The 14,847-nt window shown below is 62.3% G+C and carries 15 protein-coding genes; 5 read left to right on the forward strand and 10 right to left on the reverse strand.

Going from position 1 to position 14,847, the window contains the following annotated elements; all coding sequences use genetic code 11:
- Positions 1 to 50: 50 nt before the first annotated feature.
- The 8 genes from ACYASU_RS18095 to ACYASU_RS18130 form a co-directional block, all read right to left on the reverse strand.
- On the reverse strand, positions 51 to 1,991 hold the full coding sequence (locus tag ACYASU_RS18095; RefSeq protein ID WP_346626260.1) for a response regulator: 1,941 nt from the start codon (positions 1,989 to 1,991) through the stop codon (positions 51 to 53).
- Positions 1,981 to 2,874, reverse strand: a complete 894-nt coding sequence (locus ACYASU_RS18100; RefSeq protein ID WP_192172048.1) for a sensor histidine kinase — start codon at positions 2,872 to 2,874, stop codon at positions 1,981 to 1,983. Before ACYASU_RS18100 ends, ACYASU_RS18095 begins: the two co-directional genes overlap by 11 nt.
- Positions 2,867 to 3,904, reverse strand: a complete 1,038-nt coding sequence (locus tag ACYASU_RS18105; RefSeq protein WP_463583594.1) for an ATP-binding protein — start codon at positions 3,902 to 3,904, stop codon at positions 2,867 to 2,869. Before ACYASU_RS18105 ends, ACYASU_RS18100 begins: the two co-directional genes overlap by 8 nt.
- Complete coding sequence (locus tag ACYASU_RS18110; RefSeq protein ID WP_192172050.1) at positions 3,895 to 4,299, reverse strand: anti-sigma regulatory factor; 405 nt, start codon at positions 4,297 to 4,299, stop codon at positions 3,895 to 3,897. Before ACYASU_RS18110 ends, ACYASU_RS18105 begins: the two co-directional genes overlap by 10 nt.
- Positions 4,296 to 4,658 (reverse strand): STAS domain-containing protein, encoded by a 363-nt coding sequence (locus ACYASU_RS18115; RefSeq protein WP_192172051.1) that lies wholly within the window; start codon positions 4,656 to 4,658, stop codon positions 4,296 to 4,298. Before ACYASU_RS18115 ends, ACYASU_RS18110 begins: the two co-directional genes overlap by 4 nt.
- A 4-nt stretch (positions 4,659 to 4,662) precedes the next feature.
- Positions 4,663 to 5,514 (reverse strand): STAS domain-containing protein, encoded by an 852-nt coding sequence (locus ACYASU_RS18120; protein ID WP_192172052.1) that lies wholly within the window; start codon positions 5,512 to 5,514, stop codon positions 4,663 to 4,665.
- Between the two features lie 267 nt (positions 5,515 to 5,781).
- Positions 5,782 to 6,261: a hypothetical protein gene (locus tag ACYASU_RS18125; protein WP_192172290.1), complete on the reverse strand. Its 480-nt coding sequence runs from the start codon at positions 6,259 to 6,261 to the stop codon at positions 5,782 to 5,784.
- 157 nt (positions 6,262 to 6,418) lie between these two features.
- Complete coding sequence (locus tag ACYASU_RS18130; protein ID WP_463583595.1) at positions 6,419 to 7,540, reverse strand: DUF1615 domain-containing protein; 1,122 nt, start codon at positions 7,538 to 7,540, stop codon at positions 6,419 to 6,421.
- Between the two features lie 181 nt (positions 7,541 to 7,721).
- Here ACYASU_RS18130 and ACYASU_RS18135 point away from each other — a divergent pair, with 181 nt between their 5' ends.
- The 5 genes from ACYASU_RS18135 to ACYASU_RS18155 all read left to right on the forward strand — a co-directional run bounded on the left by ACYASU_RS18135 (position 7,722) and on the right by ACYASU_RS18155 (position 12,304).
- Positions 7,722 to 8,264, forward strand: a complete 543-nt coding sequence (locus tag ACYASU_RS18135; RefSeq protein ID WP_346626262.1) for a cysteine hydrolase family protein — start codon at positions 7,722 to 7,724, stop codon at positions 8,262 to 8,264.
- Positions 8,265 to 8,278: 14 nt separating this feature from the next.
- Positions 8,279 to 9,232 (forward strand): 2-hydroxyacid dehydrogenase, encoded by a 954-nt coding sequence (locus ACYASU_RS18140; protein WP_463583596.1) that lies wholly within the window; start codon positions 8,279 to 8,281, stop codon positions 9,230 to 9,232.
- Between the two features lie 231 nt (positions 9,233 to 9,463).
- Complete coding sequence (locus ACYASU_RS18145) at positions 9,464 to 10,108, forward strand: HAD family hydrolase (RefSeq protein ID WP_346626264.1); 645 nt, start codon at positions 9,464 to 9,466, stop codon at positions 10,106 to 10,108.
- Positions 10,109 to 10,190: 82 nt separating this feature from the next.
- On the forward strand, positions 10,191 to 11,411 hold the full coding sequence (locus tag ACYASU_RS18150; RefSeq protein ID WP_192172057.1) for a putative DNA modification/repair radical SAM protein: 1,221 nt from the start codon (positions 10,191 to 10,193) through the stop codon (positions 11,409 to 11,411).
- Positions 11,408 to 12,304 (forward strand): TIGR03915 family putative DNA repair protein, encoded by an 897-nt coding sequence (locus ACYASU_RS18155; protein ID WP_463583597.1) that lies wholly within the window; start codon positions 11,408 to 11,410, stop codon positions 12,302 to 12,304. The genes ACYASU_RS18150 and ACYASU_RS18155 overlap by 4 nt, the downstream gene beginning before the upstream one ends.
- Before the next feature lie 33 nt (positions 12,305 to 12,337).
- Here the strand turns inward: ACYASU_RS18155 and ACYASU_RS18160 are convergent, their stop codons facing one another.
- The gene (locus ACYASU_RS18160) at positions 12,338 to 13,405 is read right to left on the reverse strand and encodes an alpha/beta hydrolase family protein (RefSeq protein ID WP_192172059.1); all 1,068 of its coding nucleotides are present in this window, start codon (positions 13,403 to 13,405) and stop codon (positions 12,338 to 12,340) included.
- 396 nt (positions 13,406 to 13,801) lie between these two features.
- Entirely contained in the window at positions 13,802 to 14,407 is a 606-nt protein-coding gene (locus tag ACYASU_RS18165) for an FMN-dependent NADH-azoreductase (RefSeq protein ID WP_463583598.1), read from the reverse strand.
- Positions 14,408 to 14,847: the final 440 nt, after the last annotated feature.

Genomic DNA, 14,847 nt, shown 5'->3' on the forward strand with positions numbered 1-14,847 from the left:
CAAATACTCCGAACTGACTGATTCACGAGAAAAAAACCATTCATTCGCATTCAGCTGTCGACCATGGCCCTTACTTTCGACAGAAACTCCACCAACTGGAAGGGTTTGAGAATCATATCCATCCGTTCGCCCAAAAAGTCCTGACGATTGAGCGCGTTCTCGGCGTAGCCGGTCATGAACAGCACCGGCAGGTCAGGACGCCAGCTTCGGCCGCGCTGGGCCACCTCGCGGCCATTCATTTCGGGCATGCCGACGTCGGTGAGCAACAGGTCGATAGTGCCGTCGTGCTCCAGGCAGGACAGCGCCGTGCCGACATCGGCAACCGGGGTGCAGCGATAACCGGCATCGGTGAGGATTTCATTGACGAACATGCGCACCGAGGCCGTGTCTTCAACGATCAGCACGTGCTCCCCTGCCCCCTGCGCGACGACGGCGGCAGGCTGCTGCGGCTCGACGCGCTGCTCGTCCGCCGCCGGCAGCAGCAGCGTAACCTCGGTGCCGTGGCCGACAACGCTGCGAATCTGCACGTCGCCACCCGACTGGCGGGCGAAACCATAGATCGTCGACAGGCCCAGGCCGGTGCCCTGGCCGATGGGCTTGGTGGTGAAGAACGGGTCGAACACTTTATCGATCAGATGGTGCTCGATGCCGACGCCGTCATCGCGCACGGTCAGTGCAATGTACGCGCCGTCCGCCATGCGGGAATGACCCTGGGAATAGGTCTCGAAGGTACTGATCCAGATGTTTCCGCCCGCGGGCAACGCGTCACGGGCGTTGATCACCAGATTGAGCACGGCGCTTTCGAGCTGGCCGGCGTCGACCATCGCCACGGCGCTGCGCGACGTCAGCTCAAGGGTCAGGCAGATACCTTTGCCGATGGTGCGGCCCAGCAGGTCTTCAAGGGAGCGCACGTACTGATTGACGTCCGCAGCGCGGGTGTCGAGGGGCTGCTGGCGAGCAAAGGCCAGCAGACGATGGGTCAATGCCGACGCGCTTTTCGCCGACGCCAATGCGGCATCGGCGTAGGTCATGACTTTTTCGGTGCGACCGTCTTCGGTGCGCTTCTTGATCAGCTCAAGCCCGGTGACGATGCCCGTCAAGAGGTTGTTGAAGTCGTGGGCGATGCCGCCGGTGAGCTTGCCGATGGCGTCCATTTTCTGCGCCTGCAGCAACTGCTCTTCGGTCCGGGCGCGCTCGGCGACTTCGTGGGCGAGCCGGCTGTTGACCGAGTCCAGCTGCTGCAGATGCGACTGTTCGCGGCGGCGGTGCTCGGTGACGTCTTCGATGAAGACCAGGCTCATGCCGCTGACCCGATACGGCGACACCTGCCATTCGGTTTCGCGCAGCTCGCCCTTGACCCGCATGCTCAGCGTGCCCATCCAGCGCTCGCCCGCTTCCAGCGCTTCACGCAGCCCGTCCAGCGCCGAGCCCTGGTCTTCGCTGAAGCTGCGCAGCACCGAGTTGTCGCCAGCGGCCTGCCCCAGCAACTGGGCAAAGGCATGGTTGGCTTCGTGGACTTTCAGATGGCCGTCCATCACCGCAATCGGCGCCGAGACGTTGGCGAAAATTTCGCGAAAGCGCTCTTCGCTGTCACGCAACGCGTATTCGGTATCCCGCACCCGCAGCAGTGTACGCAGGGTGGCGAGCAGCACGTCGGGGTCGACCGGGTGGACCAGATACGCGTCCGCGCCGGCTTCAAGGCCGGTCACGATGTCGCCGGTCTGGATCGAGGCCGCAGAGACGTGGACCACCGGCAACAGCGCCGTGCGGGGCGCAGCGCGCAACTGCCGAACGATGTCGAAGCCGCTCATGTCCGGCAGGTTGACGTCCAGAATCAGCGCGTCGGGGATCCGCTCGGCGATCAGCGCAAGGCCTTCGGTGCCGGTGCCGGCTTCCGAGACCACAAAGCCCTGGCGCTCCATGCGCCGACGCAGGGCGTAGCGGGTCGCGGTGTTGTCATCAACGATCAGCAGCCGGGTTTCAGGCTTCATCCGCAGGCTCCTGGGCCAGTGCCAACGGGATCACCACATAAAACGTCGAGCCGACACCGGGCTCGCTCTCCACGCCCACATGACCACCGAGCAATTCGGCGAAGCGTTTGCACAGGGACAAACCCAGCCCCGTCCCGCGCAGGCGTTTTTGCAGCGGCGAGTCGACCTGAATGAAATCTTCGAACAGCGCGCCGTGGAGCTCCTGAGGAATACCGATGCCGGTGTCGGTCACCGCAAAGCGAATCGAGTCCTCGGACTCCAGCCGCGCCGACACCCGTACTTCGCCGCGCTGGGTGAATTTCAGGGAGTTGGAAATGAAGTTGCGCAGGATCTGCCCGAGCTTCTGATCATCGGTGTAGAGCCTCGGCAGACCCGCGGGCTCTTCGAAGATGAGGTCCACGGCCGAGGTGTCGACGATAGGCCGGAACATCCCGCGCAGCGCCGAAAACAGATCGAACATGTCAAACCACGCCGGCGAGATGGAAATGCGGCCCGCTTCGATCTTCGCCAGGTCGAGCAGGTCATCGACCATGTCGCTCAATTCCCGCGCGGCGTTGCTGACAAAGGCGACCTGCTTGTGCTGTTCCGGGCTCAACGTGCCGTCCAACTCGTCGGACAGCAGGCTCGCGATACTCAGGATCGAACCCAGCGGCGTACGGAACTCATGGCTCATGTAGGCCAGAAAACGGCTTTTCAGGTCAGACGCCTGGCGCAGCTGCTCGGCCTGCATGTCGAGCTCGCCGTACAGGGCAAGTACGCCCTGGTTCGTCTCGTCGAGCTCGGCGCGAAGGGCTGCCGCTTCGGCTCGCACGCGCTGGAGCTCGAGTTCGGTCGCCAGTGCGGGGGAGCCCTCGAGCGTCTCGCGGGCAGTGTTGTCAGTCATCGAGCGTCTCCAGAGCCATCACCAATACCGTTACGTCGTCCCTGCCCCGGCAATAATCGCGGTGTAACACCGCTGCAATGATCGCCGGGTGTCGGTACATCAGACCCGGATAGTCGCGAAGATTCCAACGCGATTGCAGGCCGTCGCTGAACATGATCAGCAACTGACCGGTGCAGTCGGCGTAGTCGATGGGCGGAATCTTCCGGTATTGCAGGCCGACAATGCCCGGGTGCGAGGGTATGCCCCGGGTTTTGTCGTCGCCGATCAGCGTCGCGCCGATATTGCCGATGCCGATGAAGCGCAGCTTGCCCGACGCGCCATCATACAGCGCCAGCGCAGCCGCGCCGCCCCGGCTGCCGCGCATGTCGAAGTGCAGGTCTTCCAGCAGCACGCCAGGATCAGCGAAGGGATTTCTCATGAACGCCCGGGCACCGGCCATCCCGGCCTCTTCCGCCTCAGGGCCATGGCCCAGGCCGTCGATCATCATGATCGCCACCTGTTGGCCCTTGACCGCAACTTCCCACACATCGCCACAGGCCGGGTCATCGTGCAGCGACTGCTGCGCGATGCCCATGCGCAGGTCCTTCACCACGCTTTTGCGTGGAAAGAAACGCGTCAGCAGCGCGCTGCCGCGAGCGTCGCTGTGCACGTCGAACACTTGCGCCTGACGCAGAATCGAGCCCAGGCCGATGCCCTGGGTGCCACGGCTGGAAAAGCCGTCGGCCATGCAGTTCTGCACGTCGAACCCCTTGCCCCGGTCGATGGCAATGATCTCGACGCCCGGCACCGCAGAAGCTGCGTCGCCGGAAACATCGCCGGGCAGCACACGCACGTGCAATTGGCCGCTCTGCGCGTGCTTGAGAATGTTGCTCGCCAGCTCCGTGGTGACCAGCGCAACGCGGCCGCAGTCGGCCTCGTCGAAGCCGGCTTGTTCGGCGAGCTTTTGCGCGGTGCGTCGGGCGTGGCCGACCTGACTGATGTCCTCGATCGGCAACACCTGAGTCAAGTGGCTGTGCAGGCTCACGTCCATTTGCAGATCGTTACACGGGTGCCTGCGCCGGGCGCGGTGTCCAGCTCGAAGTCGTCCACCAGCCGCTTGGCACCGGTCAGGCCAAGGCCCAGACCGCCGCCGGAGGTCCAGCCGTCGGTCATCGCCAGCTTCAGGTCGGGAATCCCCGGACCTTCGTCGCGAAAGGTCAGGCTCAGGCCAACGCGCACGCCGTCCTCGATGATCTGCCAGTCCATGTCACCGCCGCCGCCATAGACCATGGTGTTGCGCGCCAGCTCGCTGACCGCTGTCACCAGTTTGGTCAGGTCGATCAGGCGCATGCCGCATTCCTGGGCAAGCTTGCGAGTGGTCTGGCGGGCGAGCACGACGTCCTGCTCGATGCGAATGGGTTGAGTGCCGCTGCTGCGCACGCTCATTGGGAATAGGCTCTCTCGCGCAGCAGTTTCATGCCGCGCTCGACGTTCAGCGCAGTGCTGACGCCCGGCAGGGTCATGCCCAGTTCGACCAGAGTGATGGCGACAGCAGGCTGCATGCCCACCAGCACGGTTTCGGCGTCCATGATCCGCGACAGGCCGGAAATCATGCCGATCATCCGGCCAATGAACGAATCGACCATGTCCAGCGCGGAGATGTCGATGAGCACGCCACGGGCCGAGGTACGGCTGATGCGTTCGGACAAGTCGTCCTGCAGCGTCATCGCCAGTTGGTCATGCATGTCCACCTGGATAGTGACGAGCAGAAAGTCGCCCATCTGCAGAATCGGGATGCGCTCCATGGGCTCATACCGCCTTGGTAATGGTGACGCCGAGACGGCGCAGGGCCAGTGCCAGCGCGTCGGCGAGGTTGGCTTTGGTGACCACGCCTTGCAGATCCAGGCCCAGGTGCACGATGGTCTGGGCAATCTGCGGACGCACACCGCTGATGATGCAATCCGCGCCCATCAGGCGAATCGCCGTGACGGTCTTGAGCAAGTGCTGGGCCACCAGGGTGTCGACGGTCGGCACACCGGTGATGTCGATGATCGCGATTTCCGCGCCGGTGTCGACGATGCGCTGCAACAGGGATTCCATGACCACTTGGGTGCGTTGCGAATCCAGCGTGCCGATCATCGGCAACGCCAGAACGCCGTCCCACAGTTTCACCACGGGGGTGGACAGCTCGAGCAGCTCTTCCTGCTGACGCTTGATCACCGCCTCGCGGGACTTCTGATAGGTGCGAATGGTGTGCAGGCCGAGGCCATCGAGCAGTTCGGAAATCTGCATCACTTGCTCGGCAACCAGCGCGGGCTGGTCGGCGAAGTCGCGCTGCAGTTGGGTGAACAACGGGCCCTTGAGGGCGAAGATGAAGCTGGCGGTCTGCTGGGAATCCTGACCGGCCAACGCACGCTGGCTGGAGAGTTTTTCCAGGAAGTGGCGAACGTCATCCCACTCGGTGGTGGTGATGTTGACCGAGCCACCCTTCTCGAGGGTCGACGTCAGCAGGCGCAGGAAGTCGGTAACTTGCTGGCGAATCTCTTCGGTTTTGAGATTGCGTGTCGCGCCGCTGGCTTCCAGGTCGGCGTGCCACTGAACGGCAAGCTGGGATTCCGAGCGCTTGAGCGCGTCAACGGTGATTTGTTGCAATGCTGCCATGAGGGTGGCTCCAGTGAGTGCACGTCGAGAGTTAGAGTTGGTCGACTTGAGCGGGCCTGTGAAATATGCGGAATGGTCAAAAAAACAGCACGGAACGTTGAGCGGCAAGTTGTTGCAAGGCGCGGACCAACAGGCTGTCTGGCTAACGGGTTTGCAGGCGCTGCAACGGGCGTGAACCGGGCAGACGAAATACGCCTGCCATGACTTGGTGTCAAGGTAACATCAGCCCGTTTTCGCTGTTTCTTTATCGGCGCGATCGTCACGGCCTTAAAACACGCTGTCGACCACTTGAACATAGATGGAAAAGGCCCCCAGCAAAAACCAGAACACGGTGAACAGCCACGGCGTGCGCATGGAGAACATCAGCGATTTACGATAGCCCTTCTCGCTGGATTCGTGCTCGCTGAACAGGGGCGAGTCGTCGTAGGCGAGCCCCATGGCCGGCTGGCTGCTGAGCAATTGAGCCTGCTTGAAATGCCAGTGATCGATGATTTCGTAAGCGGCGCGGATGCCGGGCCAGGCGTGCATGGAGCTGATCAGCCCGAGCAGTGTCAGGAATGGCGGCACCACCAGCGTGAACATCTTGCCCCACTCGGGATTGAGATTAGCCATCGACGAGGCGAAGGCGATCACCAGAAACGATTGCGCGGACAAATAGGCGTTGGTGCGGTTGGAGAGGATGGCCGTCTCGTACTGGATCTCCTTGCGGTAGAAGTCCAGCCGGTCTTTCGGCGATCCGAACAGCATGGCGTCAGCGACCTGAGCATCCGCGGCCTGCTCTTCGGCCACGGGGTTGCTGCTGGTGATGATGATCGGTGTTTCGATGTCACGGCTCACAAGGGGTGCCTCCTGCAAATTGAATGTGGGACCGGCTTTAGCCGGGAAGCTTTTGACAATCACGCCCTCACTTCAATGACCCGGACGCCCGCGCCATGCAGCGAACCCGCCGCTCGTCCACCCGCTGGGCGAACCAGGCCGTGGTCAGCTTGCGGGTGATCTTCGGACTTTCCAGCACGATGCCCGGCAAAATCGCCCTCGGCAGCGGCTTGCCGGCGGCCTTGTCGGCCATGGCGAAAATCTTCGCGTACAGCTCGGTGTCTTCGAAGGCCAGGGTTTCGCCCTTCTCCAACTGGCTGCGGATGGTCGTGTTGCGCATGTCCAGCTGCGGGTAGAGGCTGCGAACCGCCAGTTCGGTCTGCCCCAGCGCCGGGCCGAAACCGTAGCTGATCAGGTCGCCATCCAGCGCCAGACGTTTGCCGGACACCCGCGCCAGAGCGCTCTGGAACGCCGCATTACGGCTGGCGTACCAGCCGGCGTTGAAGTCGGCGAAGCGGTACAGCGGCCTGTCATAGCTGACCGGATAACCCAGCAGGTGGGCGATGCCGAAGTACATGCCGCCGCGACGGCTGAACACTTCATGGCGAATAGAACCCTCCACCGGATACGGATAATCCCGGGCCTGGCGCTCGGCAAATTCGATGCTGACCTGCATGGGCCCGGCGGTGTGCACGGGGTTGAAATTGCCGAACAGGGTACGACCCAGCGGCACCATGTCGATGAAGTCATCGAAGATTGCGCTCAGGTCTTTTTCCGTGCGGGCGGCGCTGAGGCGTTCGTTGAAGGTCTTGCCGGTCGAGGAGCGGATGTCCAGTGCGCTGCGCACTAGCAGGTTAGGGATGTGCGCCTTGCTGGCGCGACGGTCAATTTCATCCTGGGCGATCTTGCCCATGCCGGGGACGGCCGGGTCGACCTGGAAATTGGATTCCTGCTCGGTCACGGCCAGCACGGAACAGAGGTTTTCAACGCTGGGGTTGATGTGCTGCGCCTCGAATGCCCGCTGAATGTCCTGGGCCCAGCCCTGGCGGTCGGCGACAGTGGCGGGCAACAACCGCACGATTTCACTGCGCACCACCGAGGGTTCCGGCGCGGGTTCCTGGCTGCGTTGCGCGCTGCAACCGGCGAGGACCGCCAGCAGAATCAGGCTGGCTAGGGCATGGAGGTGGCGGCTGATTCCATTCACGGGCATGACTTCTCGCTGGTTACTCAAACGGGGTGGCGGGCTATGGACAGCGGGGAGCGCTGCTGATTCAAACAGGGCTGGATACGGTCCCACAAAAACATCGCGTTCAAGCTGCGAAGCGGGAGTGGCCCTACGCTCGGGCAGGCATTACTCTGACCCACCCTACCCATTCAACAAGGAAGCCCGAATGTCCACCACAGCGCTCATCGTAGTCGATATCCAGAACGACTACTTTCCCGGCGGCAAATGGCCCCTCGCAGGCGCCGATGCCGCCGCCGACAACGCCGCCAAGGTGATTCAGGCCGCTCGGGACGCCGGGGATCTGGTCGTGTTCATCCGCCATGAATCAGGCGCCGACGCACCCTTCTTCACCCCTGGCTCCGATGGCGCAAAGCTGCACCCCAAAGTCCTGAACCTTGAAAGCGAAACGGTGGTGCTCAAGCACTTCCCCAACTCGTTTCGTGAAACCGGGCTGCAAGCGCTGCTCAAAGACAAAGGCATCGAGAACCTGGTCATCATCGGTTCCATGAGCCACATGTGCATCGACGCCACCACCCGTGCGGCGGCGGACCTCGGTTACACCGTCAAAGTCATCCACGACGCCTGCGCCAGCCGCGACCTGGAATTCGAAGGCAGCGTAGTGCCTGCCGCCCAGGTTCACGCCGCATTCATGTCAGCGTTGGGCTTTGCCTATGCCGAGGTGCTGAGCACCGACACCTATCTGGCCTGACAAAGGAGAACACAATGAGTGACAAGAAAGCCGACATTTTGGTCTGGGGCCCGATGCACGCCTCGCTGATGCAAAACCTAGAGCGCGATTACCGCGTGCACAAACTCGCCGACATCAACGACATCGACACCTGGGCCGACCAGCACGGGACCAAGGTGCGCGGCGTCGTCACCAGCGGCGTGTTCGGCACTGACAACGCCATTCTCGATCGCCTGCCGAATCTGGAGGTGGTCAACAGCTTCGGCGTCGGCTATGACGCGGTCGACACTCAGTACCTGGCGCGCCGTGGCATCAAACTGAGCAACACCCCCGACGTGCTCAACAACGCCGTCGCCGAAACCGCCATGGCGCTGATGCTCGGCGTATCCCGGCGCATCAGCGAAGCGGAGCGCTTCGTGCGGGCCGGCCAGTGGCCCAACGGCAAATTTCCCCTGGGCAACGACCTGTGCGGCAAGACCTGCGGCATCGTCGGTCTGGGCAAGATCGGCAAGACCATCGCCAAACGTGCTGCTGCGTTCGAGATGAACATCGCCTACTTCCGCCGTGGTCGGGCCTATGACGATGTGTCCTACCAGCACTACAACAACCTTCAGCACCTGGCTCAGGACTCGGACTACCTGATTGTCATCGTCCCCGGTGGCCCGGACACCCAGCACCTGATCGACGCCGAAGTGCTTAGGGCGCTCGGACCCAAGTCGTTTCTGATCAACGTCGCTCGCGGCAGCGTTGTCGACGAGAAGGCCCTCGTAGCTTCGCTGCTGGCCTCGGAAATCGCCGGCGCCGGCCTCGACGTGTTCGAAGACGAACCCAATGTGCCAGCCGAGCTGTTGAAGCTGGACAATGTGGTGCTGACCCCGCACATCGGCTCGGGGACCTACGAAACGCGCCAGGCCATGGCCGATCTGGTGTTCGCCAACGTCAGTGGTCATTTCGAGAAAGGGACGCTGGTCACGCCGGTCGAGCTGTAACCGGCGCTTCATGTGCAGGCCTGACGATCAAGCCGTCGGCCTGCTCGCACTACTGTTCAAAGGCCTGCACTGCCGTAGGGTGGACCGAACGGGCCGTACCGTAAGTCAGTGCCCGAACATCGATGCCAACTTTTCGGGATAATGCCGGTCGAACAGCCCCTACCCGGATTCCAGACATCTGCACATGCATTCCGATCAGGCAACCTGATCGAGAAAGAAGGAGAACCCTGTTTGAATATTGCCGGCGTCATTTTTGACTGCGACGGAACCCTGGTTGACAGCGAACGGCTCGCAGCCGGCTTGCTGCGCGACATCCTTAACAAACACCAGGTGTTGCTGACCGTTGACGAAGTGCTGCAACGCTTTCGTGGCGTGCAGTTTGCGCTGTGCCTGGAAGGCCTGTGCCGCGACTATCCGTGGCTGCCCAGCGACGACATCGAAACCGAATTCCGCGCGCGCACCCTGCCGCTGCTGCGGGAACGGCTGGAAGAAATGCCCGGCGCGGTCGAGTTCGTGCGCAACCTGTCGCTGCCTAAATGTGTCGCCTCCAACGGCCCGCGCAGCAAGATCGAAACCTGTCTGAGCACCGTCGGCCTGCTGGACGTGTTCCATGGCCTGATCGTCAGTGCCTATGAAGTGCAATCGTGGAAACCGTCCCCGATACTGATCGAACACGCTGCAGAATTGCTGGGCCTGCCGCCGACTCAGTGCCTGCTGGTGGAAGACAGCATACCGGGCGTCGAGGCCGGGCTGGGTGCCGGTGCGCAGGTGGCGGGCTATGGCGACACGGATTTCTCGGCCTTCATGGGGAATGCCAACTTCCATCGCGTCAAAGATTTTGGTGAATTGAAGGAATTGGTACAGCGCATCAGTTGATCGACCGGCCATCCATCCGATCGGCCCTTGTTCATCCCCGGACAACTCGATACTGTACATAAAAACAGTATCGAGAAAATCCATGCAGCTGATCGACAAGCTGAGCATCCTCGCCGACGCGGCCAAGTACGACGCTTCCTGCGCCAGCAGTGCCGCACCCAAGCGCAGTTCCGAGGGCAAATCCGGCCTCGGCTCGAGCACCGGCATGGGCATCTGCCACAGTTACACCCCTGACGGGCGCTGTGTCTCGCTGCTGAAAATCCTCCTCACCAACTTCTGTCTGTACGATTGCCAGTACTGCGTCAATCGCCGGTCCAGCGACGTGCCCCGCGCACGCTTCAGCCCCGAAGAAGTGGTCACGCTGACCATGGACTTCTACCGCCGCAACTGCGTCAGCGGGTTGTTTCTCAGCTCCGGGATTATCCGCTCGGCGGACTACACCATGGAACAGCTGATTCGCGTAGCCAAACTGCTGCGTGAAGACCACGAGTTCCGTGGCTACATCCACCTGAAGACGATCCCCGAAGCCGATCCCGCGCTGATCGAAGAAGCCGGCCGCTACGCCGATCGCCTCAGCGTCAACATCGAGCTGCCGACTCAGCTGGGCCTGCAGACCCTCGCGCCGGAAAAGGAAATGGGCTCGATCAAGCAGGCCATGCAAACCATCTACACCGGCCAGCAAACCATTCTCAACGAGCCGCGGGCGCCAAAATTCACGCCGGCCGGTCAAAGCACGCAGATGATTGTCGGTGCCGACGAAACCGATGACAGCACCATCCTGCACACCGCTGAATCGCTGTACGGCGACTTCCGCCTCAAGCGCGTCTACTACTCCGCGTTCAGCCCGATTCCCAACAGCCCGAAAAGCGTGCCCCACGCCGCGCCGCCGTTGATGCGCGAGCACCGGCTGTATCAGGCCGACTTCCTGCTGCGCAGTTATGGCTACAGCGCCAACGAGTTGCTGCAAGGCCCGGGGCATCTGGCCCTGGACATCGACCCGAAACTGGCCTGGGCGCTGGAGCACCGCGACATCTTCCCGCTGGACCTCAACCGCGCGGAGCCGGCGATGATCGCGCGGATCCCCGGCATCGGCATCCGCACCACCAAGCGTCTGGTCGAACTGCGCCGCCAGCGTCGCATTCGCTATGAAGACCTGACCCGCCTGCGCTGCGTGCTGGCCAAGGCCAAGCCGTTCATCATCACCAGCGACTACCATCCGCGTCAGGCCGAGAGTTCAAGCATCGATCTGCGCGAGCAACTGCGGGACAAACCGCAGCCGCAACAAATGGCGCTGTGGGGATGATCATTCTCGATTGCGCCGACTCATTCGACACCTGGCGGCAGCAGGCGCGCTGGCTGATGAGCCATCAGATCAACCCGGACCAAGTGAGCTGGAGCGTGCAGCAGGACGCCGACCTGTTCGCCAGCGACACCGATTACCCCGACGAATCTGGTCCGTTCCGCGCGCGCATTCCCCTGGAATTGCTGGAACTGCTGCAAAACGCGGCGCAATTCTGCGGCGATCAGCGCTGGACGCTGCTCTATGAAGTGCTATGGCGCGTGAGCCACGGTGATCGCACGGCCATGTTGGCCGGCGACAAACTCGGCAGCGAACTGCACCGGCGCCTGAAACAGGTCAGCCGTGAAGCCCATCATCTCCATGCATTCTTGCGCTTCGTAGCGCTGCCGGTGATCGAAAATGCCGAAGACGTCGCGGCCAAGGCGGCGTTGCTGGAGATGACCTGCCTGCCGGAATACGTCGCGTGGCACGAGCCCGCCCATGACATTCTGCGCACCGCCAGTGAGCATTTCATCGGGCGCATGGGTCGTCATCGCTGGATGATCGCGACGCCCAAGGACGGCGTGTTCTATGACGGCAAACAGCTGATTCATCAGCCAGTGTGCCCGGAGGCGTGGCAGTCGCTGGCGCGCAATGCCGACGATCCCCATGGCAATCTCTGGTTGACCTACTACAGCCACATCTTCAATCCGGCGCGGCTCAATCCGAAAGTCATGCAGGGCCATCTTCCGGCGCGGTTCTGGAAAAATCTGCCGGAAGGGCCGCTGATTCCGGCGTTGATCAGCGAGGCACGTACCGGCGGGCAGCGTGATGGTCAGGCGCGGGAGATTGCCGAGCGACGCGGCAAAGTGATTCGTGGCAAGCCCACGCCCTCACCCGCGGCGGACGCCCAGTAGGCAGCGCGGGTGTGCTCAGGTTCTAAGTGAGCCTTACTGATCCAGGGTGTTGGCGGGTTCGAACTCGCGATGCGCCGCGGTCTGCATGCCGGCGGTGCTGGTCGGCGAGCCCAGGGCGGTGCCGAAAAAGCGCACGGCTTCCGTGCTCAGGTCGCGGTGAATGCTTTCGCGATTGACGCCAATGGCGTCGGTGCACAGCCCGGGCTGGGTGGCGCGTTGCTCGTCATCACAGGGCGCCATGAACACAAAGTGCCCCGCCCCGGCGAACAGTTTGAAATCCGAGACATCGGGCAGCTTGCGCGCCAGCGCTTCGGCGTTCTTGTCGATGGCGAGCAGTTCGTCGCCGTCGCCGCTGTACAGCAACACCGGCACGTGCACATCCGCCAGGGTCTGCCGACCAAACATCAACCCCAGCGGCGCCATCAACATCAATGCGCCTACTCGGGGATCGGCCTGGGCGTGCAGGTCATCACGGTCCGCCACCAGTTCGCCCTGGGTCTTGCAGGCATCCCGGTCCTGCGGGCGCTCGGTGCAGTAATGGCGCAGACGCTGCAGATCAGGCTGGGCACCGGCGAGAATCAATGCCGTTTCGCCACCCGCCGAATAACCGATCACCCCAACCCGACGCGCGCTGATGTACGGCGACAGCATCGGGTCGATCAATGCGGCACTGATGGCTTCGGATATTTGCAGCGGGCGGCCGTAGAGATTGCTCAGGCTGCCCAGACGGCTGTGGTCCATGTAGTTGTCGCCCGGATGGAACACCGCCACGACGACAAACCCCTTGCGCGCCAAGGACGTCGCCAAGTCATGTTGCGCCAGCGGCGTGCCGGTGTTGCCGTGAGACAGCATCAGCAGCGGGAAACGGCCCATGGCAATGGTCGCGTCTTCCGACGCCTCAATCGGATAACCCTGAACGCGGGTGACGTGCTCATCGTCGGTGGAGGGGTAAAAGGCGTAGGCGTGCATGGGCCGGGAATCCAGCGGATCGAGAAACGTCAGCTCGTGAAAGCCCACGCTCCAGCTCTGCAGCTCACTGGCCTGCACCGAAATCAGGCTGCCCAGCAGGCTGATCATCATCACTGCACAAAGACGCATCATTGCAATGCCCCTCACCTTATCAACCCATGCCTGGCCATTCAGACGCTCAAGGGCCAAAGCCCCGCGAAAACGGCGTCTGTCGCTATCTGACCCGTGGGGTTCGATAACATTCCGAAACGTTTGAGGATCAATGGTGCACAAGGCGGGCCAAGCTCGATGAATTGAAGACGTCGGCCGCCGTTTGACGCAGAACCGACCGGATGGGCCGGCATTCTACGGTGCTTCGAAGAGGTTACGCGCAAAGAAGTCATAAAGGCTGTCGCGGGGCTGAACGTGCGGCCGCAAAACGACGAAAGCCCCGTCAAAAGACGGCGTGCAGGCCGGTGATGACAGGGCTTTCGGGTGGCGCTTTTTTATCGCTTCGAGCCCCTCGCGGGAACGCTCGACGGGTCGGGCTTACGCGAACAGCGTTTCGCTGATGTGCTTCTGCGCGGCAGCCATGGCAGCGGCACGGGGCTCGTCGCCATAAGCCAGACCTTCGGCGACGACAAAGTGCAGGTCGGTGACGCCAATGAAACCGAACACCACCTTGAGCAGGTCGTCATGGCCGGCACCGCTCGGCAGCCCCTGATGCAGACCGCCGGTGGTCGACACGACGATCACTTTCTTACCCTTGCACAGCCCTTCCGGACCGGCTTCGGTGTAGCGGAAGGTGCGGCCGGCCACACAGATGCGGTCAATCCACGCCTTCAACTGGCTCGGGATGCTGAAGTTGTACATCGGCGCACCGATGACCACCACGTCAGACGACAGAAACTCTTCCAGCGTCGCTTCGTTGGTTTCCACTTCCAGCGCCTGCGCCGCGTCACGCCCTTCCACCGGCGTACCGGCAGCGGCCAGCGTGGCGCCGGAGAAATGATTGAGTGGCTCATTCGCCAGATCGCGGTAAACCACCTGAGTATCAGGGGTGATAGCGGTAAAAGACTGAACGACACTGCGGCTCAACTGACGCGAAGCGGAGTGATCGCCGAGGATGCTGGAATCGATGTGCAAGAGTTTCATAAAGTGCTTCCCAAGGTGAGAATCGCCGCCTGGCGATCAAGTGGCGTCATCCTACCCTGTGAGGTAATGCGTGATTAGAGGGTGCAAACGCGATAGATCGTCCCGCTCGCAGGACAATCAAAAATGTGCGATCGATGTTGGTTCGAGGCATCTGCGGAAAATCCCGACATGGATAGCGCTCCTTTCTGCCCCTTCCCGGCTAAAGCCGGTCCCACTAAAAGCACCGCATGCAGTCATTGAGATTGGCGGCGCACTTTGTGGGACCGGCTTCAGCCGGGAAGCTTTTGCCGTTGCTTTTGATCTTCTACGCAGCAAGTCCAGGCGACGACAATCGCGACTTGGGTGCAGGCTGAACGCAGGTCTCGCGGAGTGGGCCGAGCGGCATGGATGCCGCGAGAGCCGCCCCCCGCCATGGATGGCGGATGGCGGCGGGCCCACGG

The sequence above is a fragment of the Pseudomonas sp. HP_12 genome, assembly GCF_055283955.1.